This window comes from Streptomyces sp. NPDC044921, from assembly GCF_056432865.1.
In genome coordinates, this window is the sequence record NZ_JBWKIF010000003.1 from 247,706 (window position 1) to 268,274 (window position 20,569).

Below are 20,569 nucleotides of genomic sequence, written 5' to 3' on the forward strand. Positions count from 1 at the left end.
GCACTCACCAAGAAGTTGCCCACGTCTCACCCGGACCTGACCTCCCGAACAGCCCAAAGCTACCGCTTAGTAGTTAGTTCTTGTACTGTTCAGCCATGCCAGAAGCAGCCTCCGCCCCGGCCGTCCGGGCCACGATCGGCGACAGCGAGTTCGACCGCGACACCGCGCTCACCCGCCGTGCGCCCGGCGTGTACGACATCGACCTCTCCGCCGGCTGGACGATCATCAGCGCCGTCAACGGCGGCTACCTGCTGGCCGTCCTCGGCCGAGCGCTCGCGGACGCCCTGCCGCACGCCGACCCCTTCACCGTCTCGGCGCACTACCTGACCGCCTCGCAGCCCGGCCCCGCGGTCGTCCGCACGGACGTCGTCCGCACCGGCCGCACCCTGTCGACCGGACAGGCCTCGCTGTTCCAGTACGACGACGAAGGCCGCGAGGTCGAACGCATCCGGGTGCTCGCCTCCTACGGCGACCTGGACGCCCTGCCCGACGACGTCCGCACGACGGCCCGGCCGCCCGCCATCCCGCCGATCGAGCACTGCTTCGGTCCGGAGGACGGGCCGGCCCCCGTCGACGGCAGCTCGGCCATCGCCGACCGGCTGATGCTCAAGCTCGACCCGTCGACCCTGGGCTGGGCCCTCGGCCGGCCCTCCGGCAAGGGCGAGATGCGGGCCTGGTTCGGTCTCAAGGACGGCCGCGATCCCGACCCGCTCTCCCTGCTGCTCGCGGTGGACGCCCTGCCGCCCACCGCCTTCGAGCTCGGCCTGAAGGGCTGGGTGCCGACCGTCGAGCTGACCGTGCACGTGCGCTGCCGGCCGGCGCCGGGGCCGCTGCGCGTGTCGATCACCACGCGCAACCTCGCCGGCGGCTTCCTGGAGGAGGACGCGGAGGTGTGGGACAGCGCCGACCGGCTGGTGGCGCAGTCCCGGCAGCTGGCGCGGGTCCGGCTGGGCTGAACGCCGCCGTGCCGACGGCTCGTTCACAGGCGGCCGGGGAGGTTCTGGGCGGGCTTGGCCGAGTGACGCCTCGGAACTCCCTCGTCCTCCCGGAGCCGGCCCCCTGAACCGTGCGCGCCTCGTCCCGGCCGTGGCCCTGCCGGCGTTGTCCCCCTGGCCCTGACGGCCTGCGGCTCGGGTGACCCGGCGTCGCACTGCGGTGGTGGGTCCGGGTGGCCGTCCTTCCCCGTACCGTCGCGGGCGGTACGGGGGAGTGCGCACTTCGGGCGTTCGCACGGGCGTCGGGGCCCGGAACGGGGACTCCGCCGGGCACCGCCGGGCCGTCTGCCCCGTGCGCCATGCCCGGTGGCACTGCGCCCGGGGCGGCCCCTGCGGCGATGCCCCGGGCGCGTCCGTACGGCTCAATCCAGCCAGTGGCGGCGGCCGAGGCCGATCAGCCGCATCTGGCGGGTCGCCACCCGCGCCACCTCACGCTGGCGCTCCGCGCGTTCGTCTTCCGGCCCCTCCCGCGCCTCCAGGAAGAGCGACGCCGTGATCAGCATCTGGTCGACGTAGAGGTGCGCGAGCATCAGCAGGTCGTCCTCGCTCCAGCCCTCGGACACCGGGTCCTTGGCCAGCTCGTCCTTCACCTCCCCGGCGAACCGGGACAGCTGGCCCCGTATGGCCTCCCGCACCGGCTGGACCCCGCCGTGCCGTTCCCGGGCGATGAAGCGGACGTGCGCGGGGTACCCGTCGACATGACGGGCGATCAACTCGATGGCACGCGCGATGCGTTCCTCCTGGCCGCCCGTGCCGGACACCGTCGTCCGGATCATCGGGTGCAGGCTGCCCAGCGCCTCCTCGACCAGGGCCACGCCCAGGTCCGCCGTGGAGCGGAAGTGGCGGTAGAAGGCGGTCGGGGCGACACCGACGGCGCGGGTGACCTCGCGCAGCCCGAGGCTGCTCAGGCTCTGCCCCTCCAGCAGCCCCAGGGCCGCGTCGAGGAGTGCCTGCCGGGTCTTCTGCTTCTGGGCCTGCCGGATGCCGAGGGTGTGACTCATACCATGCAGTTAACAACTGTTCTCTGGAATTGGAAAGTCATGACAGGCGCTAGACTGGGAAGTCAGTGAACGAGTGTAACTACAAGCGTTCACCGAAATCCTGGGGGTTGGTTCCCGTGCTGTTCATCGTCGCCGCACTCCTGCTGCTGGGGGTCGTGCTGGGCACCGTGGCCCACGCGCCGCTCGGCTTCTCCCTCGCCGCCGGTGCCGTCATCGCCGTCTGGCTCGGCATCTTCGCGATGCGCGAGCGCGGCCGCCGCCGCCACCCGCAGGCCCACTGACCGCACGTCCGACCCGACCACGGGAGTCGATCACCATGCAGCTCACCGCTCCGGCCTCGCGCCGCACCGGCATCCGCGACACCGACGGCATGGCCGTCGCGTCCTTCGTCCTGGGCCTGCTCGGCCTGCTGGTGTTCAACATCTTCCTCGGCCCGGTCGCCATCGTGCTGGCGACCGTCGCCCTGTGGCGCGGCACCGAGCGCCGCGGCCGTGCCCTGCTCGGCCTCGGACTGGGCGTCGCGGACCTGCTGGTCCTGGCGGCCTTCATGGCGTCCGACAGCACGATCTCCTGGAGCTTCTGAGCCGCCGTCGGCCGATCGCGCCCCGACGGGCCGGGGCCGGGCCCGGGGACGACGGGCCGCCCCGCCGGAAGGGTCCAGGTTCGGCCAACCTTGATCTGAGGTCCGCGGAAGGGGAGCCGTAGAATCGGGCTCACCATGGCTTACCTCGACCACGCCGCGACCACCCCGATGCTCCCGGAGGCGGTTGAGGCGTTCACCGCCCGGCTGGGTGCCACCGGCAACGCGTCCTCCCTCCACGCGTCCGGCCGGCAGGCCCGCCGCACCGTCGAGGAGGCCCGCGAGACCCTCGCCGAGGCCCTCGGCGCACGCCCCAGCGAGGTCGTCTTCACCTCGGGCGGCACGGAGGCCGACAACCTCGCCGTCAAGGGCCTCTACTGGTCGCGCCGCGACGCCGACCCGGCCCGCACCCGCGTCCTCGCCAGCCCCGTCGAGCACCACGCGGTCCTCGACGCCGTGCACTGGCTCGGCGAGCACGAGGGCGCCACCATCGAGTACCTGCCGGTCGACGCCCACGGCCGCGTCCACCCGGACACCCTGCGCGAGGCGATCGCCCGCAACCCCGACGACGTGGCCCTGGCCACCGTCATGTGGGCCAACAACGAGATCGGCACGATCCTGCCGGTCCGTGAACTGGCCGGCGTCGCCGCGGAGTTCGGCGTCCCGCTGCACTCCGACGCCGTGCAGGCCTTCGGCCAGATCCCGGTGGACTTCGCCGCCTCCGGCCTCGCCGCGATGACCGTCTCCGGCCACAAGATCGGCGGCCCCTACGGCATCGGCGCCCTGCTCCTCGGCCGCGAGCACACCCCCGTGCCCGTGCTGCACGGCGGCGGCCAGGAGCGGCACGTGCGCTCCGGCACCCTGGACGTGCCCGCCATCGCCTCCTTCGCCGTCGCCGGGCGGCTGGCCGCCGAGCAGCGCGAGTGGTTCGCCCGCGAGATCGGCGCCCTGCGCGACGCCCTGGTCGCCGCGGTCCGCTCGGCCGTGCCGGACGCGATCCTCGGCGGCGACCCGGACCCCGCCGGACGCCTCCCGGCCAACGCCCACTTCACCTTCCCCGGCTGTGAGGGCGACTCCCTGCTGCTCCTCCTCGACGCCCAGGGCATCGAGTGCTCCACCGGCTCCGCCTGCACCGCCGGCGTCGCCCAGCCCAGCCACGTCCTCCTCGCCACCGGCACCGACCCCGACCTGGCCCGCGGCACCCTCCGCTTCTCCCTCGGCCACACCTCCACCGAGGCCGACATCGAGGCCCTGGCCAAGGCCATCGGCCCGGCGGTGGAACGGGCCCGGGCGGCGGGGCTGACGTAGGTCGGGACGGAGGCGACGCGCTCGGTGCGTGTGAGGGGCGTGCGCCCCTCGGCGCGTGCCCTTGCCGGGGACCGGCGCCGGGCGGACACTCCCGACGTGAACGTCGTCACACAGGCCTTCGCCCTGTTCGCCGGGCTGATCCACCTCGTGGTGGGCGTCCTGGAGCGCTTCTCCTACCACCGCCCGGCGGTCCGGCTGTTCCTCACCAACATCCTGCTCGGAGCCGGTCTCGTCGCCGGGGTCGTGGTCCTGCACACCGGGGACGAGACCGCCGGACGAGCCCTGGTCCTCTACCTCTGCGGCTTCCTCGTGCTGTCCGCCGCCGTCTTCGCCGTGTCGTTCCCGCGGCTGTGGCGCGGGGCGCTCGGCCAGGGGCTGGCACCGGCCGTCGCCCTCGTCGCCGCCCTCTTCCGACGCGGCCCGGCCGGGCCGCGTCAGGCGGGGGACGTGCGCGCCCGGCGCACCAGCCGCATGTACTTGTCCCAGTCCCAGTGCGGCCCCGGGTCCGTGTGGTCCGTGCCCGGGACCTCCACGTGGCCGATGATGTGCTCTCGGTCGACCGGGATGTCGTACCGCGCGCATATCCGGGCGGTCAGGCGCGCCGAGGCCTCGTACATCTCGTCCGTGAGGTCCTGCGGGCGGTCCACGAAGCCCTCGTGCTCGATGCCGACACTGCGTTCGTTGTAGTCGCGGTTGCCCGCGTGGTACGCCACGTCCAGCTCGCGGATCATCTGCGCGACGTGCCCGTCCTGGCGGACGATGTAGTGCGTGGCCGCCTTGTGCCCCGGGTCCTGGAAGGCCTTCACCGCGCTGTCGAAGCTGCCCTGCGTGACATGGACGATCACCATGTCTATGCCGAAGTCGTCGGGCCGGTCCGCACGCCGCCAGTTCGCGTCCGACGCCGCCACCCAGCGCGCGCCCGCGAAGTCGACCTCGCCCTCCTTGCGCGGCTTCTCCACGCCCGGAGTGCGCCACCACAGCCGCGCCAGCTCGTCCCGGGCCAGCACGGCCGTGCCCGCCGCGGCCGCCGCGCCGCCGATGAGCAACGCGCGACGCCCGACCCTGCGGTCGCCGTCCTTCGGAGCCTTCCCCTGTCCCATGTGATCGTCAACGGATACTCGCGGGTCCTGGTTCCCGCGCCCCCTTACCCTGGAGGGGCTATGACTGACACCCCGCAGCGCCCCCGCCCCCTCCGCGTCCTCGCCGCCATGTCCGGCGGCGTCGACTCCGCCGTCGCCGCCGCCCGCGCGGCCGAGGCGGGCCACGACGTGACCGGCGTCCACCTCGCGCTCTCCGCCAACCCCCAGTCCTTCCGCACGGGCGCGCGGGGCTGCTGCACCATCGAGGACTCGCGCGACGCCCGCCGCGCCGCCGACGTCATCGGCATCCCGTTCTACGTGTGGGACCTGGCGGACCGCTTCCGCGAGGACGTGGTCGAGGACTTCGTCGCCGAGTACGAGGCCGGCCGCACCCCCAACCCCTGCCTGCGCTGCAACGAGAAGATCAAGTTCGCCGCCCTGCTGGACAAGGCGCTGGCGCTGGGCTTCGACGCGGTGTGCACCGGGCACTACGCGAAGATCGTCACCCTCCCCGACGGCACGCGCGAGCTGCACCGCGCCTCCGACATGGCCAAGGACCAGTCCTACGTCCTCGGCGTCCTGGACGACCGGCAGCTCGCCCACGCGCTGTTCCCGCTCGGCGACACGGTCACCACCAAGGACGAGATCCGCGCCGAGGCCGAGCGCCGCGGCCTGGCCGTCGCCAAGAAGCCCGACTCGCACGACATCTGCTTCATCGCCGACGGAGACACCCAGGGCTTCCTGGCGCAGCGGCTGGGCAAGGCCGAGGGCGACATCGTCGACGAGGCCGGCAACAAGCTGGGCACCCACGAGGGCGCGTACGGTTTCACGATCGGCCAGCGCAAGGGACTGCGCATCGGCACGCCCGCCGCCGACGGCAAGCCCCGCTACGTCCTCGACATCTCCCCGGTGAACAACACGGTGACGGTCGGTCCGGCCGACGCCCTCGACGTCACCGGGCTGCGGGCGGTCAAGCCGCGCTGGTGCGGTGCCGCCCCCACCGGCCCGGGGACGTACACCGCCCAGCTGCGCGCCCACGGCGGCGAGACCGAGGTGACCGCCGAGCTCGTCGACGGCGACCTGGAGGTCACCTTCGCCGAGCCGGTCCGCGGCGTCGCCCCCGGCCAGGCGATCGTGCTGTACGACGGCACGCGCGTGGTGGGCTCGGCGACGATCGCGTCGACCAGGAGGGCGACGGCGGGCGTCGCCTGACCCCGCGACCACCGGGCGGCCGTCCTCAGCCCCGGCTGAAGAACTCCGTCAGCACCGGCGCCAGCACGTTCGGCTCCACCATGTGCGTCTGCCCCTGCAGCGTGCGGTACGACCCGTCGGGGACGCAGTCCGCGATGGCCCGGGCCGCCTCGCGCAGCCAGGCCGGGCTCGCGTCGCCCGCCACCGCCAGGGTGGGCACCCCGACCGAGGCCAGCCGCTCCCGGGGGACCCGGCCGTCGCGCATCACGGCGTCGTCGTAGGCGAGGCTCGGCGCGAGTGCCTCCATGCCGGCCCACATGGGGGACTGGCGGGCGCTCTGGATGACGCTCTCGGCGAGGCCGGTCAGCCGCAGGAACAGCTCGACCGCGTCCCCGCGCCGCCCCTCACCGAGCGCCTCCGTCAGCCTCCGGGTGTACTCCGCGCGCTCCCTGGCGCCCTCCTCGGACATCGCGAACGGCGTCTCGTACACCGCCACGCGCCGCACCGGCAGCCCGCTCGCCGCCGCCTCCAGGGCCAGCGCGCCGCCGGAGGAGATGCCGTACAGCAACACCTCGCCGCCCACCGCCTCGATCACCGCGGCCAGGTCCTCGATCTCACGCTCCACCGCGTACGGGACGGTGTCCCCGCTGGCGCCGCGGCCCCTGCGGTCGTACACGACGGCCTGGAAGCGCTCCGACAGCGACACCGCCAGCGGCGCCAGCGTGCCACCCGTCGACATGGCGCCGCTCACCAGGACCACCGCGGGGCCGTGGCCGGTGCTCTCGTAGGCGATGCGGGTGCCGTCGCGCGAAAGGGTCTTCTTGTCCATGCCTGTTGAGACTGCCGCACGCCGCGGTGTTCCTGGGTGAGGCGGGCCGTGCGTCAGCCGATCACGTCACTTCCACGTCGTAGAAGCACAGGTGGTCCTTGATGACGGCGACGTCCGGCTTGGGGTCCGGATACGCCCAGACGAGGTCCGCCGCCCCCGGCAGCGACCAGTAGGACGCGGTGCCCTTGAAGGGGCAGTACGTCCGCGTGCCGGACGGGGTCAGCAGGTCCGTGCGCACGTCCTCGGCCGGGATGTAGTACCGCTCGGGACAGCCGGTCTCCCGCAGCAGGAGCGGCCGGTCGCTCTCCGCGAGGACCTGCCCGTCGCGCACCACGCGCACGTGCCGGTCGCTCCGCTCGACGGTGATGCGGTGCCCTGTCGTCACGATCGCCCCTCCTCGGGTAGCCGACTCCTCCGGTACAGCGCAGGCTGAAGCGGAGTTCTTCCCCCGCCGCAGGAGGCCCCGATGCGCGCCACGGAACCGGCCAGGAACCGCAGCAGCCTGGTCCACCAGATCCGCTACGCCCTGCGCCACCCGGAGCGGGTGCCGGCGCACGCCCGGCGCGTGCTGCGCGACGCCCTGCTGCGGCTGCGCTACCGGGACCACATCGCTTACTACCGGGCCGTGATGGCCTCCGACGCGGCCCGCAGCGCGGAGGCGGCGGTGGGGCACAACCCCTCCCGCGAGGCGTGGACGCGCATCGGCCGCATGCAGTTCGACTACCTGGTGGGGCACGGCCTGCGGCCGCACCACCGCATGCTGGACATCGGCTGCGGCAACCTGCGCGCCGGCCGGCTGTTCATCGACTACCTCGACACGGGCAACTACTACGGCATCGACATCTCGCCGCACATCCTGCTCGCCGCCCAGGACACCCTCGTCGCCGACAAGCTCCAGCCGAAGCTGCCCCACCTGACCCTCGCGGACGACCTGACCTTCGCCTTCCTGCCCGACGCGCACTTCGACGTCGTGCACGCGCACAGCGTCTTCTCGCACTCGCCGCTGCCCGTCATCGAGGAGTGCTTCGCGCACGTCGGACGGATCCTCGCGCCGGGCGGTTTCTTCGACTTCACGTTCGACCGCACGGAGGGCGAGGAGCACCAGGTGCTCCACGAGGACTTCTACTACCGGACGCGGACGCTGACGGAACTCGCCGCGCGGTACGGCTTGGACGCCCGGTTCATGGACGACTGGGAGCGACTGCCGCACCGGCAGTCCAAACTGCGCCTGACCACGGCGGCCGACCGGGCCCGTACGGTGGGGTCATGAACATCTGCGTCTTCCTCTCCGCCGCCGACCTCGACGAGCGCTACACCCGGCCCGCCCGGGAGTTCGCCGAACTGCTGGGCAAGGGCGGTCACACGCTCGTGTGGGGCGGATCCGACGTCGGCCTGATGAAGGTCGTCGCCGACGGCGTGCAGGAGGCGGGCGGCCGGCTGGCCGGCGTCTCCGTGCGGTTCCTCGCGGCCAAGGTCCGGCCCGGCGTCGACGAGATGGTCATCGCCGAGGACCTCGCCGAGCGCAAAAGGCTCCTCCTGGAGAAGGCCGACGCCGTGGTGATCATGGTCGGCGGCACGGGCACGCTCGACGAGGCGACCGAGATCCTGGAGCTGAAGAAGCACGGCCACACCGACAAGCCGGTGGTCCTGCTCAACACCGCGGGCTTCTACGACGGCCTGAAGGAGCAGTTCCGCCGCATGGAGGACGAGGGCTTCCTGCCCCGGCCGCTGGCCGACCTGGTGTTCTTCGCGCAGGAGCCGGTGGGGGCGATGGCGTACCTGGAGGAGAGCCGGGGCATCGCGTGACCCGGCCCTGATGCGAGCATGGCGGGCATGGCTACTCATGTGATCACCGGGGCCGGGTCCGGCATCGGCGCGGCCGTGGCCCGCCGGCTCCACGCGCGCGGGGACGACCTCGTGCTGCACGCGCGCGACGCGGGCCGCGCCAAGGAGCTGGCGGCCGCGTACCCGGGCGCCCGGACCCTGGTCGGCGACCTGGCCGACCCCGACAAGCTCTCCTGGGCCTTCTCCCACCAGTCGCTGCCCGACCGGGTGGACTCGCTGCTGCACATCGCCGGCGTCGTCGACCTCGGCCCGGTCGGCGAGCTCACCCCGAAGACGTGGCGCCACCAGCTCAACGTCAACCTCGTCGCTCCCGCCGAGCTGACCCGCCACTTCCTGCCCCAGCTGCGCGCCGCCCGCGGCCACGTGCTCTTCGTCAACTCCGGCGCCGGCCTCAACGCCCACGCCGGCTGGTCCGCCTACGCCGCCTCCAAGCACGGCCTGAAGGCCCTCGCCGACTCCCTGCGCCACGAGGAGCACGGCAACGGCGTGCGGGTCACCTCGGTCTACCCCGGCCGCACGGCCAGCCCCATGCAGGCCAAGGTCCACCAGCAGGAGGGCAAGGAGTACGACGCCGCGCAGTGGATCGACCCCGAGTCGGTGGCCACGACGATCCTGATGGCCCTGGACCTGCCGCGCGACGCGGAGGTCAACGACCTGACGGTCCGACCGGGGAACTGACCCGGCCCGGCGGTTCCGTAGGCTTCTCGGGTGAGCGAAAACAGCCAGTTCAGGTTCGGTCCGGCCACCGGCGTCGGCTCCCTGCCCGGGGGCGACGCCCGGGAGGCCGCCAAGACCGCCACCGGGTCCTTCGAGGACTTCCCCTTCCTGCCCGAACTGCCCGCCCGGGGCCCGGGCGCCGACATGATCGGCCGGACCGCCGGGATGCTCGTCGAGCTGTACGCGCGCGTGGAGCCCAGCGGCTGGCGGCTCGGCGACCGGCCCGGTCGGGACACCAAGCGGGCCCGCTCCTGGCTCGGCGAGGACCTCGACGCGCTGGAGGAGTTCACGCAGCAGTACCAGGGGCCGCTCAAGGTCCAGGCCGTCGGGCCCTGGACCCTCGCGGCCCACCTGGAGCTGCGCAACGGCGAGGCGGCCCTGTCCGACCCCGGCGCCTGCCGCGATCTGGCCGCCTCCCTCGCCGAGGGACTGCGCGAGCACCTCGCCGAGGTGGCGCGGCGGGTGCCGGGAGCGCGGCTCGTCCTCCAGCTCGACGAGCCGTCCCTGACCGCCGTGCTGCACGGCCGGGTGAGGACCGCCAGCGGCTACCGCACCCACCGGGCCGTCGACCGGCAGGTCGTGGAGCAGACGCTGCGCGACCTCGTCGGCACGCACGCCGGCGGCCCGGTCGTCGTCCACTCCTGCGCCCCGGAGGTGCCCTTCGCCCTGCTCCGGCGGGCGGGCGCCGCGGCCGTGTCGTTCGACTTCTCCCTGCTCACCGAGCGTGACGACGAGGCGGTCGGTGAGGCGGTGGAGGGCGGGACCCGGCTGTTCGCCGGTGTCGTCCCCTCCGCGGAGGGCCCATTGTCAGACCCTGCCGGTAGCGTCATGGGTGTCAGGACGCTGTGGCGCAGGCTGGGGCTGCCTCCGGGGCTTCTCGCGGAGGCGGTCACGCTCACCCCGGCGTGCGGCCTCGCGGGGGTCTCCCCGGGGTACGCGCGCCAGGCTCTCGCCCACTGTGTCAGGGCGGCGAGATCCCTCGCGGACAACCCAGAGTAACGGGAGGACGACACGGTGGCCGGCGACAAGCAGGCGGAGACGACGGCGGTGCCCGCCGCGGCACGGGAGAAGCACGCGCGCCTCGCGGAGCAGATCGAGGAGCACCGCTTCCGGTACTACGTGAAGGACGCTCCGGTCGTCAGCGACGCGGAGTTCGACCAGTTGCTGCGGTCCCTGGAGGCGCTGGAGGAGGAGCACCCGGAGCTGCGCACGCCGGACTCGCCGACCCAGAAGGTCGCCGGATCCTACGAGACGGAGTTCACGGCGGTCGCCCACCGCGAGCGGATGCTCTCCCTGGACAACACGTTCAACGACGCGGAGCTCGCCGCCTGGTCCGACCGCATCGCCCGCGAACTGGGCGAGCAGGACTACCACTTCCTGTGCGAGCTGAAGGTCGACGGCCTCGCCGTGAACCTCACCTACGAGCACGGCCGCCTCACCCGCGCGGCCACCCGCGGCGACGGCCGCACCGGCGAGGACATCACGCCGAACGTGCGCACGATCGCGGAGATCCCCGACCGCCTCAAGGGCGACGGCGTCCCCGACCTCGTGGAGATCCGCGGCGAGGTCTACTTCCCGATGGAGAAGTTCCAGGAGCTCAACGCCCGGCTGGTCGAGGCCGGCGACAAGCCCTTCGCCAACCCGCGCAACGCGGCCGCCGGATCCCTGCGCCAGAAGGACCCCCGCGTCACCGCCACCCGCCCCCTGCACATGGTGGTCCACGGCATCGGCGCCCTGGAGGGCTTCACCGGCCTGACCCGCCTCTCCGAGGCCTACGACCTCCTCAAGACCTGGGGCCTGCCCACCTCCCGGCACAACAAGGTGGTCGACGGCCTGGAAGGCGTACGGGAGTTCATCGCCCACTTCGGCGAGAACCGCCACTCCGTGGAGCACGAGATCGACGGCGTGGTCGTCAAGCTCGACGAGATCCCCCTCCAGGGCCGCCTCGGCTCCACCTCACGCGCGCCGCGCTGGGCCATCGCGTACAAGTACGCCCCGGAGGAGGTCAACACCAAACTCGTCAACATCCGCGTGGGCGTGGGCCGCACGGGCCGGGTCACCCCGTACGCCCAGGTCGAGCCGGTCACGGTCGCCGGCTCCGAGGTCGAGTTCGCCACGCTGCACAACCAGGACGTCGTCAAGGCCAAGGGCGTCCTCATCGGCGACACGGTCGTGCTGCGCAAGGCCGGTGACGTCATCCCCGAGATCCTCGGCCCCGTCGCCGACCTGCGCGACGGCAGCGAGCGCGAGTTCGTCATGCCGAGCGAATGCCCCGAGTGCGGCACACCGCTCAGGCCGATGAAGGAGGGCGACGTCGACCTGCGCTGCCCCAACGCCCGCAGCTGCCCCGCCCAGTTGCGCGAGCGCCTGTTCTACCTCGCGGGCCGCAAGGCGCTGGACATCGAGCACTTCGGCTACGTCGCAGCGGCCGCCCTCACGGCCCCGCTGGAGCCGAAGACGCCGCCGCTGGTGGACGAGGGCGACCTGTTCGACCTGACCGTCGAGCAGTTGCTGCCCATCAAGGCGTACGTCCTCGACCAGGACAGCGGCCTGCCCAAGCGGGATCCGAAGACCGGCGAGGAGAAGGTCGCGACGGTCTTCGCCAACCAGCAGGGCGAGCCCCGCAAGAACGCGCTCGCCATGCTGGAGAACATCGCGGCGGCCAAGGAGCGCCCCCTGGCCCGCATCATCACCAGCCTGTCGATCCGGCACGTCGGGCCGGTCGCGGCCGAGGCCCTGGCCCGGGAGTTCCGCTCGATCGAGCGCATCGACCAGGCCACGGAGGAGGAGCTGGCGACCACCGAGGGCGTCGGGGAGACCATCGCCGCCTCCCTCAAGCAGTGGTTCGCCGAGGACTGGCACCGCGAAATCATCCGTAAGTGGAAGGCAGCGGGCGTCCGCATGGAGGAGGAGAGCACCGGCGGGGACGAGGGACCGCGCCCGCTGGAGGGCCTCACGGTCGTCGTCACCGGCACCCTGGAGCACTTCACGCGGGACGGCGCCAAGGAGGCCCTGCAGAGCCGCGGTGCGAAGGTGACCGGTTCCGTTTCGAAGAAGACGTCGTTCGTCGTCGTGGGCGACAGCCCCGGGTCGAAGTACGACAAGGCGATGCAGCTGAAGGTTCCGGTTCTGAACGAGGACGGTTTCGGGGTCCTGCTGGAGCAGGGACCGCAAGCGGCGGCCGAAGTCGCCCTTTCGTCCGAGGAGTAGCGGTTGAAGGCCACCCGTTCGGCGCATACCAGATGCATACGGGTGGCCGGGGCGCATTCGGGCAACCGTCGGCGACCGCTGCCCGTGGAAGCCTTCCGCGGCCTACTGTTGAGATGTGCGCCTGCCGTGCCCAGCTGCGGTCGGGGCATCTTCGTGCTCGCGCGGAGTGCGGGGAAGGGTTTTCCAACGCGGGCCGTTGAGTTTGTCGGGCACCGGGCCGCGGGGCGTGGGCACCGCCGGCTGTGAGAGGGACGGGAATGGAACCGACCGAGAGCGCCGTGCCGGGCTCACGGCTGCGCCTGCGCCGCATGGCGGTCGCGTGGCGCGCAGTCCGTGGGGCCGGACGGCCGGCGGGGCGTCCGGGCGCGGAGGTGCGCGCCGTCGGACAGTACACCGCGGACGGACGCGCCGCCGCCGGGCGCGCCGCGACGGACGGCCGCGGCACCGCGCAGCCGGCCGGCGAGCACCCGCCGGCACTGACCGGCGCCGGCCCGGACGCGGACACCGAACGGCACCCGTCCTGGCCCGCGCTGCCCGCCGCGATCGTCGCCGCGGCCGGGTTCGTGCTGGGCGCCGGCTTCTACCGCGCCTTCACCGGCGGCCACGCCCTCTTCCCGTCCGGCACGACCGGCTGGGCGCTGGCCCTGCTGACCGGCATCATCGTCGGCCACCTCGTCATGCTCGGCCGCTCCCGGTGGTGGGGCGGCACCGGCTCGGGCGCCGCCCTCACCCTCGCCGTCCTGCTGCTCTACGGATGGCTCGCGGCCGGCATGGTCAGCCTCACGGTCGTCGTGCTGGTCGGCATAGCCCGCCGCAACCGCTGGCGCCAAGGCGTGCTGCACGGGGCCGTCGACCTCCTCGGGATCGGCGCCGGTGCCCTGGTACTCGCCGCCTTCGGGACCGTCCCGTCCGTCGAGTCCCCCGCCGACCCCGGCGCCTGGACGCTCGCCACCGGGCCCGAGGTGGCCCTGGTCGCCGTCGCCTACCTGGCCGTCACCCGCGTCCTGCTGTGGTACCTGCACGCCCCGCGCCCCGGTCTGCCCACCGTCGCCCGCACCGCCCTGGTCAGACAGGGCCTGGTCGCCGTCGCGCTGCTCGGCATCGCGCCGCTGGTGTGCGTGGTGGCCGTGGCCAAGCCGATCCTGCTGCCGCTGTTCTCCATCCCCCTCATCGCCCTGGACTCCACCCTGTGGATAGCCCGGGCCCGGGCGGAGGAGCAGCTGCGCGACCCCCTCACCGGGCTGCCCAACCGCCAGTGGCTGCTGGAGCGCATCTGGACCGCGCTGGACGACGCCGAGCGGATCGACGCCCGCGCCGCCCTGATGCTGATCGACCTCGACCGGTTCCGGTCGGTCAACGACACCCTCGGTCATCTGGCCGGTGACCGGCTGCTGCTGCAGATCGCCGACCGGCTGCGGCTGGCGCTGCCGCGCGGTGCGGAGGCCGCGCGGCTCGGCGGGGACGAGTTCGCCGTCTTACTGCCGGTCGCCGACTCCACGACGTCCGCGACCCGGGTCGCCCGCCAGCTGGTCGCCGCCCTCAGCTCCCCGCTCGACCTCGACGGCCTCACGCTGGTCCTGGAGGCCAGCGCCGGAGTGGCCGTCTTCCCCGACCACGCCCTCGACGCCGAAGGCCTGCTGCGCCGGGCGGACGTGGCGATGTACCAGGCCAAACGGGACCGCACCGGCGTCGAGGTGTACGAGTCCAAGCGCGACTCCAACACCCCCGACCGGCTCGGTCTGCTCGGCGACCTGCGCCGGGCGCTCGACGCGCACGAGGTGCACCTGCACTACCAGCCCAAGGTCCGCTTCGACGGACAGGTCGCGGGCCTGGAGGCCCTGGTGCGCTGGGTGCACCCGGAGCGGGGCAGGGTGCCGCCGGACGAGTTCATAGCGATCGCCGAGTCCTCGGGCCTGATGCCCCACCTCACCGAGTACGTCCTGGAGACCGCGCTCGGCCAGGTCGCCCGCTGGCGCGCCCAGGGCCTGTTCGTGCCGGTCGCGGTGAACGTCTCCCCACGTGACGTGCACACCCCCGGCTTCGCCGGCTCGGTCGCCGCCCGGCTGGCCCGGCACGGCGTGCCCGCCGGAGCGCTCCAGCTGGAGATAACGGAACACGTCCTGCTGGAGGACCCGCAGCGCGCCGCCGACACGCTCAACGGGCTGACCGGGCACGGCGTGAAGATGTCCCTGGACGACTTCGGCACGGGCTACTCCTCCCTGGTGCACCTGCGCCGGCTGCCGGTCAGCGAGCTGAAGATCGACCGCTCGTTCGTGGCCCGGCTCGCGCTCGACCACGAGGACGCGGAGATCGTGCGCTGCACGGTCGACCTGGCGCACTCCCTCGGCCTGCTCGTCGTCGCCGAGGGCGTCGAGGACGACGAGACCTGGGAGCGCCTGCGCGACCTCGGCTGCGACGCCGTGCAGGGCTGGCTGGTCGCCGCCGCGATGCCGCCCGAGGAGACCACGGCCTGGCTGCGCGCGCGGGGCTCGCGCGGCTGGCAGCGCCCCCGCGCCGCGCTGCCGGCGGCCGCGGCGGACGACTCGGGCCGGGTGGGTTAGGGCCTGTCGTCCGGACCGGGTTCGCCGGCACCGGACAGCACCGTCACGCCCCCGCGACCCGGTCCGGGCGGCGGCCCCGGCCCGGCCGGCGAGCGCAGCGGCGGCGCGGCGGCCGGGCCCGCCCGCGGGGGCCGGCAAACCGTTTCACGGGCACGGCCCGGCGCCCCATAGGATGAGGCCAAACCACATTCACTCACCCCAGAGGATCGCTGCATGCCTGGCATCACGCGCGAGGAGGTCGCCCACCTCGCCCGGCTGGCGCGTCTGGAGCTGAAGCCCGAAGAGCTCGACCACTTCGCGGGACAGCTGGACGACATCATCGGCGCGGTCGCCCGCGTCAGTGAGGTCGCCGACCAAGACGTACCGCCGACCTCGCACCCGCTCCCGCTGACGAACGTCATGCGCCCGGACGAGGTCCGTCCCTCGCTCACCCCCGAGCAGGCGCTCTCCGGCGCCCCGGCCCAGGAGCAGCAGCGTTTCAAGGTGCCGCAGATCCTGGGGGAGGACTAACAAGCCATGACGGACATCATCAAGCTCACGGCCGCCGAGACCGCCGCGAGGATCGCCTCCGGCGAGCTCACGGCCGTCGAGGTCACCGAGGCCCACCTCGCCCGCATCGAGGCCGTCGACGAGAAGGTGCACGCCTTCCTGCACGTCGACCGCGAGGGCGCCCTCGCCCAGGCGCGTGCCGTCGACGAGAAGCGGGAGCGCGGCGAGAAGCTCGGCCCGCTGGCCGGCGTCCCCCTCGCGCTGAAGGACATCTTCACCACCGAGGGCATCCCGACGACCGTCGGCTCGAAGATCCTCGAAGGCTGGATTCCGCCCTACGACGCGACGCTCACCAAGCGGCTGAAGGCCGCCGACGTGGTCATCCTCGGCAAGACCAACATGGACGAGTTCGCCATGGGCTCCTCCACCGAGAACAGCGCCTACGGCCCCACCGGCAACCCCTGGGACCTCACCAAGATCCCCGGCGGCTCCGGCGGCGGCTCCTCCGCCGCGCTCGCCGCGCACATGGCGCCCCTGGCCATCGGCACCGACACCGGCGGCTCCATCCGCCAGCCCGCCGCCGTTACCGGCACGGTCGGCGTCAAGCCCACCTACGGCGCGGTCTCCCGGTACGGCATGGTCGCCTTCTCGTCCTCCCTGGACCAGGGCGGCCCCTGCGCCCGCACGGTCCTGGACGCGGCCCTGCTGCACGAGGTCATCGCCGGGCACGACCCGCTCGACTCGACGTCCATCGACGCCCCGGTCCCGCCGGTCGTCGAGGCCGCCCGCAACGGCAGCGTCGAGGGCATGCGCGTGGGTGTCGTCAAGCAGTTCCGCGGCGAGGGCTACCAGGCCGGCGTCATCCAGCGCTTCGACGAGTCGGTCGAGCTGCTCAGGGAACTGGGCGCCGAGATCGTCGAGCTGGACTGCCCGTCCTTCGACCTGGCGCTGTCGGCGTACTACCTGATCGCGCCCTCGGAGTGCTCCTCCAACCTCGCCCGCTTCGACGGACTGCGCTACGGCCTGCGCGTCGGCGACGACGGCACGCACTCCGCCGAGGAGGTCACCTCGCTCACCCGTGAGGCGGGCTTCGGCCCCGAGGTCAAGCGCCGCATCATGCTCGGCACGTACGCCCTGTCGAGCGGCTACTACGACGCCTACTACGGCAGCGCCCAGAAGGTCCGCACGCTGATCAAGCAGGACTTCGACAAGGCGTTCGAGCAGGTCGACGTGATCGTCTCCCCGACGACCCCGACCACCGCCTTCGCGATCGGCGAGCGCGCCGACGACCCGATGGCGATGTACCTCGCCGACCTGTGCACCATCCCGACCAACCTGGCGGGCAACGCGGCCATGTCGCTGCCGTGCGGCCTCGCCCCGGAGGACAACCTCCCGGTCGGTCTGCAGATCATCGCCCCCGTCATGAAGGACGACCGCCTGTACAAGGTGGGCGCCGCCGTCGAGGCCGCCTTCGTGGAAAAGTGGGGCCACCCGCTGATCGAGGAGGCTCCGTCGCTGTGAGCGCACTGTCCAAGGCCAAGGGCTTCAAGAGCTCCAAGTCCGGTCTGTACATCTCGATGGCCACGTCGGCGTTCGGCGCCGTCGGTGTCTACAAGCAGATCAAGAAGGCCCGCGGGGACAACGACACGCTGCGGCTGCTCGACGCCGTCGTCACCGGAGCGGCGGTCGTCACCAACCTGGCCATTCTCTACCGCGAGCTGAAGCGGCTGGGCGACGACGACGTCCTGCTGGGCTGAGAGGGAACCTTCACCGTGACCACCACGACCGACCTGGTGTCGTACGAGGACGCACTCGCGTCGTACGACCCCGTCATGGGCCTCGAGGTCCATGTCGAACTCGGCACCAAGACCAAGATGTTCTGCGGCTGCTCGACCGCCCTCGGCCAGGATGCCAACACGCAGACCTGCCCGGTCTGCCTCGGCCTGCCCGGCGCGCTGCCGGTCGTCAACGCGACCGGCGTCGAGTCCGCCATCAGGATCGGCCTCGCGCTGAACTGCGAGATCGCCGAGTGGTGCCGCTTCGCCCGGAAGAACTACTTCTATCCGGACATGCCGAAGAACTTCCAGACCTCTCAGTACGACGAGCCGATCGCCTTCGACGGCTACCTCGACGTGCAGCTGGAGGACGGCGAGACCTTCCGCGTGGAGATCGAGCGCGCCCACATGGAGGAGGACACCGGCAAGTCGACCCACGTCGGCGGTGCCACCGGCCGCATCCACGGCGCCTCGCACTCCCTGCTGGACTACAACCGCGCCGGCATCCCGCTCATCGAGATCGTCACCAAGCCGATCACCGGCGCCGGCGAGCGGGCCCCCGAGGTCGCGCGGGCCTACGTCCGCGAGCTGCGCGAGGTCATCCGCGCGCTCGGCGTGTCCGAGGCCCGCATGGAGATGGGCCAGATGCGCTGCGACGTGAACCTGTCGCTGCGCCCGCACGGCACCGAGAAGTTCGGCACGCGTTCGGAGACCAAGAACGTCAACTCGCTGCGGTCCGTGGAGCGCGCGGCCCGCTTCGAGATCCAGCGGCACGCGGCCGTGCTCTCCTCCGGCGGCACGATCGTGCAGGAGACGCGGCACTTCCACGAGGACACCGGGTCGACGACCTCGGGCCGCGTGAAGGAGGAGGCCGAGGACTACCGGTACTTCCCGGAGCCCGACCTCGTCCCCGTGGCGCCCTCGCGGGAGTGGGTCGAGGAGATCCGGGCCTCGCTGCCCGAGCTGCCGCTGGTGCGCCGCAACCGGCTGCGCGAGGAGTGGGGCATCTCCGGCACCGACATGCAGGCGATCCTCAACGCCGGCGCGCTGGAGCCGATCGTCGCCACCATCGAGGCCGGGGCCGACGCGGCGTCCGCCCGGAAGTGGTGGATGGGCGAGCTGGCCCGCAGCGCCAACGAGTCGGGCAGGGCGCTCGACGAGCTGGCGATCACGCCGCAGCAGGTGGCCCGGGTCACCGAGCTCGTCGCGAAGGGCGACCTGAACGACAAGCTGGCCCGGCAGGTCATCGAGGGCGTCCTCGCAGGCGAGGGCACCCCCGACGAGGTCGTCGACAAGCGCGGTCTGAAGGTCGTCTCCGACGAGGGCGCCCTCACCACCGCCGTCGAGGAGGCCATCGCCGGCAACCCGGCCATCGCGGACAAGATCCGCGGCGGCAAGGTGGCCGCGGCCGGCGCCCTGGTCGGCGCGGTCATGAAGGCGACCCGGGGCCAGGCCGACGCGGCGCGCGTCAAGGAGCTGATCCTGGAGAAGCTCGGCGTCAGCGAGGGCTGAGCCCGCCCGGACGTGACAGAGGGGGCCGCACCGGTCCGACCCGGTGCGGCCCCCTCACGTCGTTTACGGGCGACGTCCCACGATCCGCGCGAAGCCCAGCGTGCGGCCCTGGTCGAGGCGCAGCATCCGGGCCGACCGTCCGGCCATCTCGACGTGCCAGGCGTCGGTGTGCTCGTCGGCCACGACCTCGCTCCACTGCAGCCAGTCGCGCCAGCCGTCCGCCAGCCAGTCCGCGGTCTCGACCTCCACCGCCCCGCTGCGGGCCCAGTGGCGGCGCCACCAGGCGGGCGTGTGGAAGGACCAGAACCCGGGCTCCCAGTACGGCTTCAGGTGCTCCGGCGGCTCGACGCCGTCGATCTCCTCACGCAGCGCCGGTACGACGACGCCGATCCGCCCGCCGGGCCTCAGCAGCCGCGTCAGCTCGGGCAGGTACAGGTCGTCGGTGCCGAAGTAGTGGTAGGCGTCGACGGAGACGATCGCGTCGAAGGTGTGCTCGCCGAACGGCAGGGCGTGCGCCTCGGCGAGCACGGGCAGCACACGGTCGGCGACGCCCGCCTCGGCGATGCGCCGGGCGTTCTCGCCGGGCTTGACCCACAGGTCGGCGGCGGTGACCTGGACGTCGTACTCCTTGGCCAGGAAGACCGACGTCATGGCGCGTCCGCAGCCCAGGTCGAGCACGCGCGAGCCGCGGCTCAGGGTGTCGGGCCCCAGGGCCGGGGCCAGCCATTCCAGCAGCCACAGCGCGTGCGGGCCCATCTGGTTGTCGAGGGTCCAGCGGGCGTCGTAGCCGTTGCTGCGCGGGTAGCCGGGGTGGCTCACACGGTCAGCGAGGGGGTCGTCCGGGGTCCGGGACGTGAGGTCCTTCATCGGTGAACGGGCTCCTTGAGTCCTTGCGGGAGAAAGGGGATGCGGAGGAGCTCGGTCGGACCGTCAGACAACGCACCTGCTTCGGCCGGGCGGCGGGATGCCGCGCGTGTTGCTCGGACGCGCGGACGTTAGCAGCGGGTGTCCGGCCCCCGCACGGGGTTTTTCCGTCCGACGCGCTACCGTCTCGGCCATGAGTGGACGCGCTGATTCCGACACCGACCCGGAGATAGCGGACTCGGAGCCGGCCGTCGAGCAGGACGACGCCGAGGACCTGCCGCGAGACGCCCGCCGGGCCCGCTGGACCGCCGCCGGGACCGGTGCCGCCCTGGCCCTGGCGGGCCTGGCCGCCGCACTGCTCCGGCTCACCCGCTGCGCACCCGCCCTCGTCCCGGCCGCGTACGCCGCGGGCGCCGCCGTGTGCGCGGGCGCCGCCGTCCTGGGCTCCCGGGGCCGCACCCGGCGGGCGCTGTGGCTGCTGATCGCCGGGGTCATGGTCATGGCGCTCGGGGACCAGTTCGACTGAGCGCGACCGCTGCCGCTGTGAATAAGCCCACGAAACCGACAAATGATCTCGTTCGCCTGTAAGAGTGGCTGCGCATCGCTCATGCGT

At 72.8% G+C, this 20,569-nt stretch carries 21 protein-coding genes and 1 pseudogene; 17 read left to right on the top strand and 5 right to left on the bottom strand.

The features are described from left to right. Positions 1 to 95: 95 nt before the first annotated feature. On the top strand, positions 96 to 956 hold the full coding sequence (locus AC07DA_RS06225) for a thioesterase family protein (RefSeq protein WP_479125074.1): 861 nt from the start codon (positions 96 to 98) through the stop codon (positions 954 to 956). A 401-nt stretch (positions 957 to 1,357) separates the two neighbouring features. Here AC07DA_RS06225 and AC07DA_RS06230 read toward each other — a convergent pair whose 3' ends face one another. Beyond that, positions 1,358 to 1,996, bottom strand: a complete 639-nt coding sequence (locus AC07DA_RS06230) for a TetR family transcriptional regulator (protein ID WP_479125076.1) — start codon at positions 1,994 to 1,996, stop codon at positions 1,358 to 1,360. Positions 1,997 to 2,112: 116 nt separating this feature from the next. On the opposite strand from AC07DA_RS06230, the gene AC07DA_RS06235 reads away from it, so the two are divergent. The 4 genes and pseudogenes from AC07DA_RS06235 to AC07DA_RS06250 form a co-directional block, all read left to right on the top strand. Continuing rightward, entirely contained in the window at positions 2,113 to 2,277 is a 165-nt protein-coding gene (locus tag AC07DA_RS06235) for a hypothetical protein (RefSeq protein ID WP_479125078.1), read from the top strand. Positions 2,278 to 2,312: 35 nt separating this feature from the next. After that, entirely contained in the window at positions 2,313 to 2,579 is a 267-nt protein-coding gene (locus tag AC07DA_RS06240; RefSeq protein WP_479125079.1) for a DUF4190 domain-containing protein, read from the top strand. 135 nt (positions 2,580 to 2,714) lie between these two features. Next, positions 2,715 to 3,884, top strand: coding sequence for a cysteine desulfurase family protein (locus AC07DA_RS06245; protein ID WP_479125080.1), 1,170 nt, complete (start codon positions 2,715 to 2,717; stop codon positions 3,882 to 3,884). Positions 3,885 to 4,034: 150 nt separating this feature from the next. Further along, positions 4,035 to 4,277 (top strand): annotated as a pseudogene (locus AC07DA_RS06250) (DUF1304 family protein); the annotation flags it as partial. 41 nt (positions 4,278 to 4,318) lie between these two features. On the opposite strand, the gene AC07DA_RS06255 reads toward AC07DA_RS06250, so the two are convergent. Then, positions 4,319 to 4,984 (bottom strand): N-acetylmuramoyl-L-alanine amidase, encoded by a 666-nt coding sequence (locus AC07DA_RS06255; protein ID WP_479125082.1) that lies wholly within the window; start codon positions 4,982 to 4,984, stop codon positions 4,319 to 4,321. Between the two features lie 60 nt (positions 4,985 to 5,044). Here AC07DA_RS06255 and mnmA point away from each other — a divergent pair, with 60 nt between their 5' ends. Then, positions 5,045 to 6,175, top strand: coding sequence for a tRNA 2-thiouridine(34) synthase MnmA (gene mnmA / locus AC07DA_RS06260; RefSeq protein WP_479125084.1), 1,131 nt, complete (start codon positions 5,045 to 5,047; stop codon positions 6,173 to 6,175). Between the two features lie 25 nt (positions 6,176 to 6,200). Here mnmA and AC07DA_RS06265 read toward each other — a convergent pair whose 3' ends face one another. Both AC07DA_RS06265 and AC07DA_RS06270 read right to left on the bottom strand, forming a co-directional pair. Then, entirely contained in the window at positions 6,201 to 6,983 is a 783-nt protein-coding gene (locus AC07DA_RS06265; RefSeq protein WP_479125086.1) for an alpha/beta fold hydrolase, read from the bottom strand. A 61-nt stretch (positions 6,984 to 7,044) separates the two neighbouring features. After that, the gene (locus AC07DA_RS06270) at positions 7,045 to 7,368 is read right to left on the bottom strand and encodes a DUF427 domain-containing protein (RefSeq protein ID WP_479125088.1); all 324 of its coding nucleotides are present in this window, start codon (positions 7,366 to 7,368) and stop codon (positions 7,045 to 7,047) included. Positions 7,369 to 7,449: 81 nt separating this feature from the next. Between AC07DA_RS06270 and AC07DA_RS06275 the strand changes: the two genes are divergently transcribed. The 10 genes from AC07DA_RS06275 to gatB all read left to right on the top strand — a co-directional run bounded on the left by AC07DA_RS06275 (position 7,450) and on the right by gatB (position 19,092). Further along, entirely contained in the window at positions 7,450 to 8,253 is an 804-nt protein-coding gene (locus AC07DA_RS06275) for a class I SAM-dependent methyltransferase (RefSeq protein ID WP_479125090.1), read from the top strand. Continuing rightward, complete coding sequence (locus AC07DA_RS06280) at positions 8,250 to 8,789, top strand: LOG family protein (protein ID WP_479125092.1); 540 nt, start codon at positions 8,250 to 8,252, stop codon at positions 8,787 to 8,789. The genes AC07DA_RS06275 and AC07DA_RS06280 overlap by 4 nt, the downstream gene beginning before the upstream one ends. 18 nt (positions 8,790 to 8,807) lie before the next feature. Next, positions 8,808 to 9,506, top strand: a complete 699-nt coding sequence (locus tag AC07DA_RS06285) for an SDR family oxidoreductase (protein WP_479125094.1) — start codon at positions 8,808 to 8,810, stop codon at positions 9,504 to 9,506. Positions 9,507 to 9,536: 30 nt separating this feature from the next. Further along, positions 9,537 to 10,544: a methionine synthase gene (locus tag AC07DA_RS06290; RefSeq protein WP_479125095.1), complete on the top strand. Its 1,008-nt coding sequence runs from the start codon at positions 9,537 to 9,539 to the stop codon at positions 10,542 to 10,544. Positions 10,545 to 10,559: 15 nt separating this feature from the next. Further along, positions 10,560 to 12,755, top strand: a complete 2,196-nt coding sequence (gene ligA / locus AC07DA_RS06295; protein ID WP_479125097.1) for an NAD-dependent DNA ligase LigA — start codon at positions 10,560 to 10,562, stop codon at positions 12,753 to 12,755. A gap of 257 nt (positions 12,756 to 13,012) precedes the next feature. Further along, positions 13,013 to 15,316 carry a putative bifunctional diguanylate cyclase/phosphodiesterase gene (locus tag AC07DA_RS06300; RefSeq protein WP_479125099.1) on the top strand — a complete coding sequence of 768 codons (2,304 nt, stop codon included), beginning with the start codon at positions 13,013 to 13,015 and terminating at the stop codon, positions 15,314 to 15,316. A gap of 213 nt (positions 15,317 to 15,529) precedes the next feature. Continuing rightward, the gene (gene gatC, locus AC07DA_RS06305) at positions 15,530 to 15,826 is read left to right on the top strand and encodes an Asp-tRNA(Asn)/Glu-tRNA(Gln) amidotransferase subunit GatC (protein WP_031117542.1); all 297 of its coding nucleotides are present in this window, start codon (positions 15,530 to 15,532) and stop codon (positions 15,824 to 15,826) included. A gap of 6 nt (positions 15,827 to 15,832) precedes the next feature. Further along, on the top strand, positions 15,833 to 17,326 hold the full coding sequence (gene gatA, locus AC07DA_RS06310; protein ID WP_479125101.1) for an Asp-tRNA(Asn)/Glu-tRNA(Gln) amidotransferase subunit GatA: 1,494 nt from the start codon (positions 15,833 to 15,835) through the stop codon (positions 17,324 to 17,326). Then, entirely contained in the window at positions 17,323 to 17,562 is a 240-nt protein-coding gene (locus tag AC07DA_RS06315) for a hypothetical protein (RefSeq protein WP_086601598.1), read from the top strand. Before gatA ends, AC07DA_RS06315 begins: the two co-directional genes overlap by 4 nt. Before the next feature lie 15 nt (positions 17,563 to 17,577). Then, the gene (gene gatB / locus AC07DA_RS06320; RefSeq protein ID WP_479125103.1) at positions 17,578 to 19,092 is read left to right on the top strand and encodes an Asp-tRNA(Asn)/Glu-tRNA(Gln) amidotransferase subunit GatB; all 1,515 of its coding nucleotides are present in this window, start codon (positions 17,578 to 17,580) and stop codon (positions 19,090 to 19,092) included. 63 nt (positions 19,093 to 19,155) lie between these two features. On the opposite strand, the gene AC07DA_RS06325 is transcribed toward gatB, so the two are convergent. Beyond that, positions 19,156 to 19,959: an SAM-dependent methyltransferase gene (locus AC07DA_RS06325; protein ID WP_479125105.1), complete on the bottom strand. Its 804-nt coding sequence runs from the start codon at positions 19,957 to 19,959 to the stop codon at positions 19,156 to 19,158. 190 nt (positions 19,960 to 20,149) lie between these two features. Between AC07DA_RS06325 and AC07DA_RS06330 the strand changes: the two genes are divergently transcribed. Next, positions 20,150 to 20,482, top strand: coding sequence for a hypothetical protein (locus AC07DA_RS06330; protein ID WP_479125107.1), 333 nt, complete (start codon positions 20,150 to 20,152; stop codon positions 20,480 to 20,482). The last annotated feature ends 87 nt before the right edge of the window (positions 20,483 to 20,569 follow it).

What these genes read in the sequence shown, in the direction of transcription:
- AC07DA_RS06225 (WP_479125074.1), top strand. Translation starts at nt 96, where the DNA reads ATGCCAGAAGCAGCCTCCGCCCCGGCCGTCCGGGCCACGATCGGCGAC.
- AC07DA_RS06230 (WP_479125076.1), bottom strand. Translation starts at nt 1,996, where the DNA reads ATGAGTCACACCCTCGGCATCCGGCAGGCCCAGAAGCAGAAGACCCGG.
- AC07DA_RS06240 (WP_479125079.1), top strand. Translation starts at nt 2,313, where the DNA reads ATGCAGCTCACCGCTCCGGCCTCGCGCCGCACCGGCATCCGCGACACC.
- AC07DA_RS06245 (WP_479125080.1), top strand. Translation starts at nt 2,715, where the DNA reads ATGGCTTACCTCGACCACGCCGCGACCACCCCGATGCTCCCGGAGGCG.
- AC07DA_RS06255 (WP_479125082.1), bottom strand. Translation starts at nt 4,984, where the DNA reads ATGGGACAGGGGAAGGCTCCGAAGGACGGCGACCGCAGGGTCGGGCGT.
- mnmA (WP_479125084.1), top strand. Translation starts at nt 5,045, where the DNA reads ATGACTGACACCCCGCAGCGCCCCCGCCCCCTCCGCGTCCTCGCCGCC.
- AC07DA_RS06265 (WP_479125086.1), bottom strand. Translation starts at nt 6,983, where the DNA reads ATGGACAAGAAGACCCTTTCGCGCGACGGCACCCGCATCGCCTACGAG.
- AC07DA_RS06275 (WP_479125090.1), top strand. Translation starts at nt 7,450, where the DNA reads ATGCGCGCCACGGAACCGGCCAGGAACCGCAGCAGCCTGGTCCACCAG.
- AC07DA_RS06280 (WP_479125092.1), top strand. Translation starts at nt 8,250, where the DNA reads ATGAACATCTGCGTCTTCCTCTCCGCCGCCGACCTCGACGAGCGCTAC.
- AC07DA_RS06285 (WP_479125094.1), top strand. Translation starts at nt 8,808, where the DNA reads ATGGCGGGCATGGCTACTCATGTGATCACCGGGGCCGGGTCCGGCATC.
- AC07DA_RS06300 (WP_479125099.1), top strand. Translation starts at nt 13,013, where the DNA reads ATGGAACCGACCGAGAGCGCCGTGCCGGGCTCACGGCTGCGCCTGCGC.
- gatC (WP_031117542.1), top strand. Translation starts at nt 15,530, where the DNA reads ATGCCTGGCATCACGCGCGAGGAGGTCGCCCACCTCGCCCGGCTGGCG.
- gatA (WP_479125101.1), top strand. Translation starts at nt 15,833, where the DNA reads ATGACGGACATCATCAAGCTCACGGCCGCCGAGACCGCCGCGAGGATC.
- AC07DA_RS06325 (WP_479125105.1), bottom strand. Translation starts at nt 19,959, where the DNA reads ATGAAGGACCTCACGTCCCGGACCCCGGACGACCCCCTCGCTGACCGT.
- AC07DA_RS06330 (WP_479125107.1), top strand. Translation starts at nt 20,150, where the DNA reads ATGAGTGGACGCGCTGATTCCGACACCGACCCGGAGATAGCGGACTCG.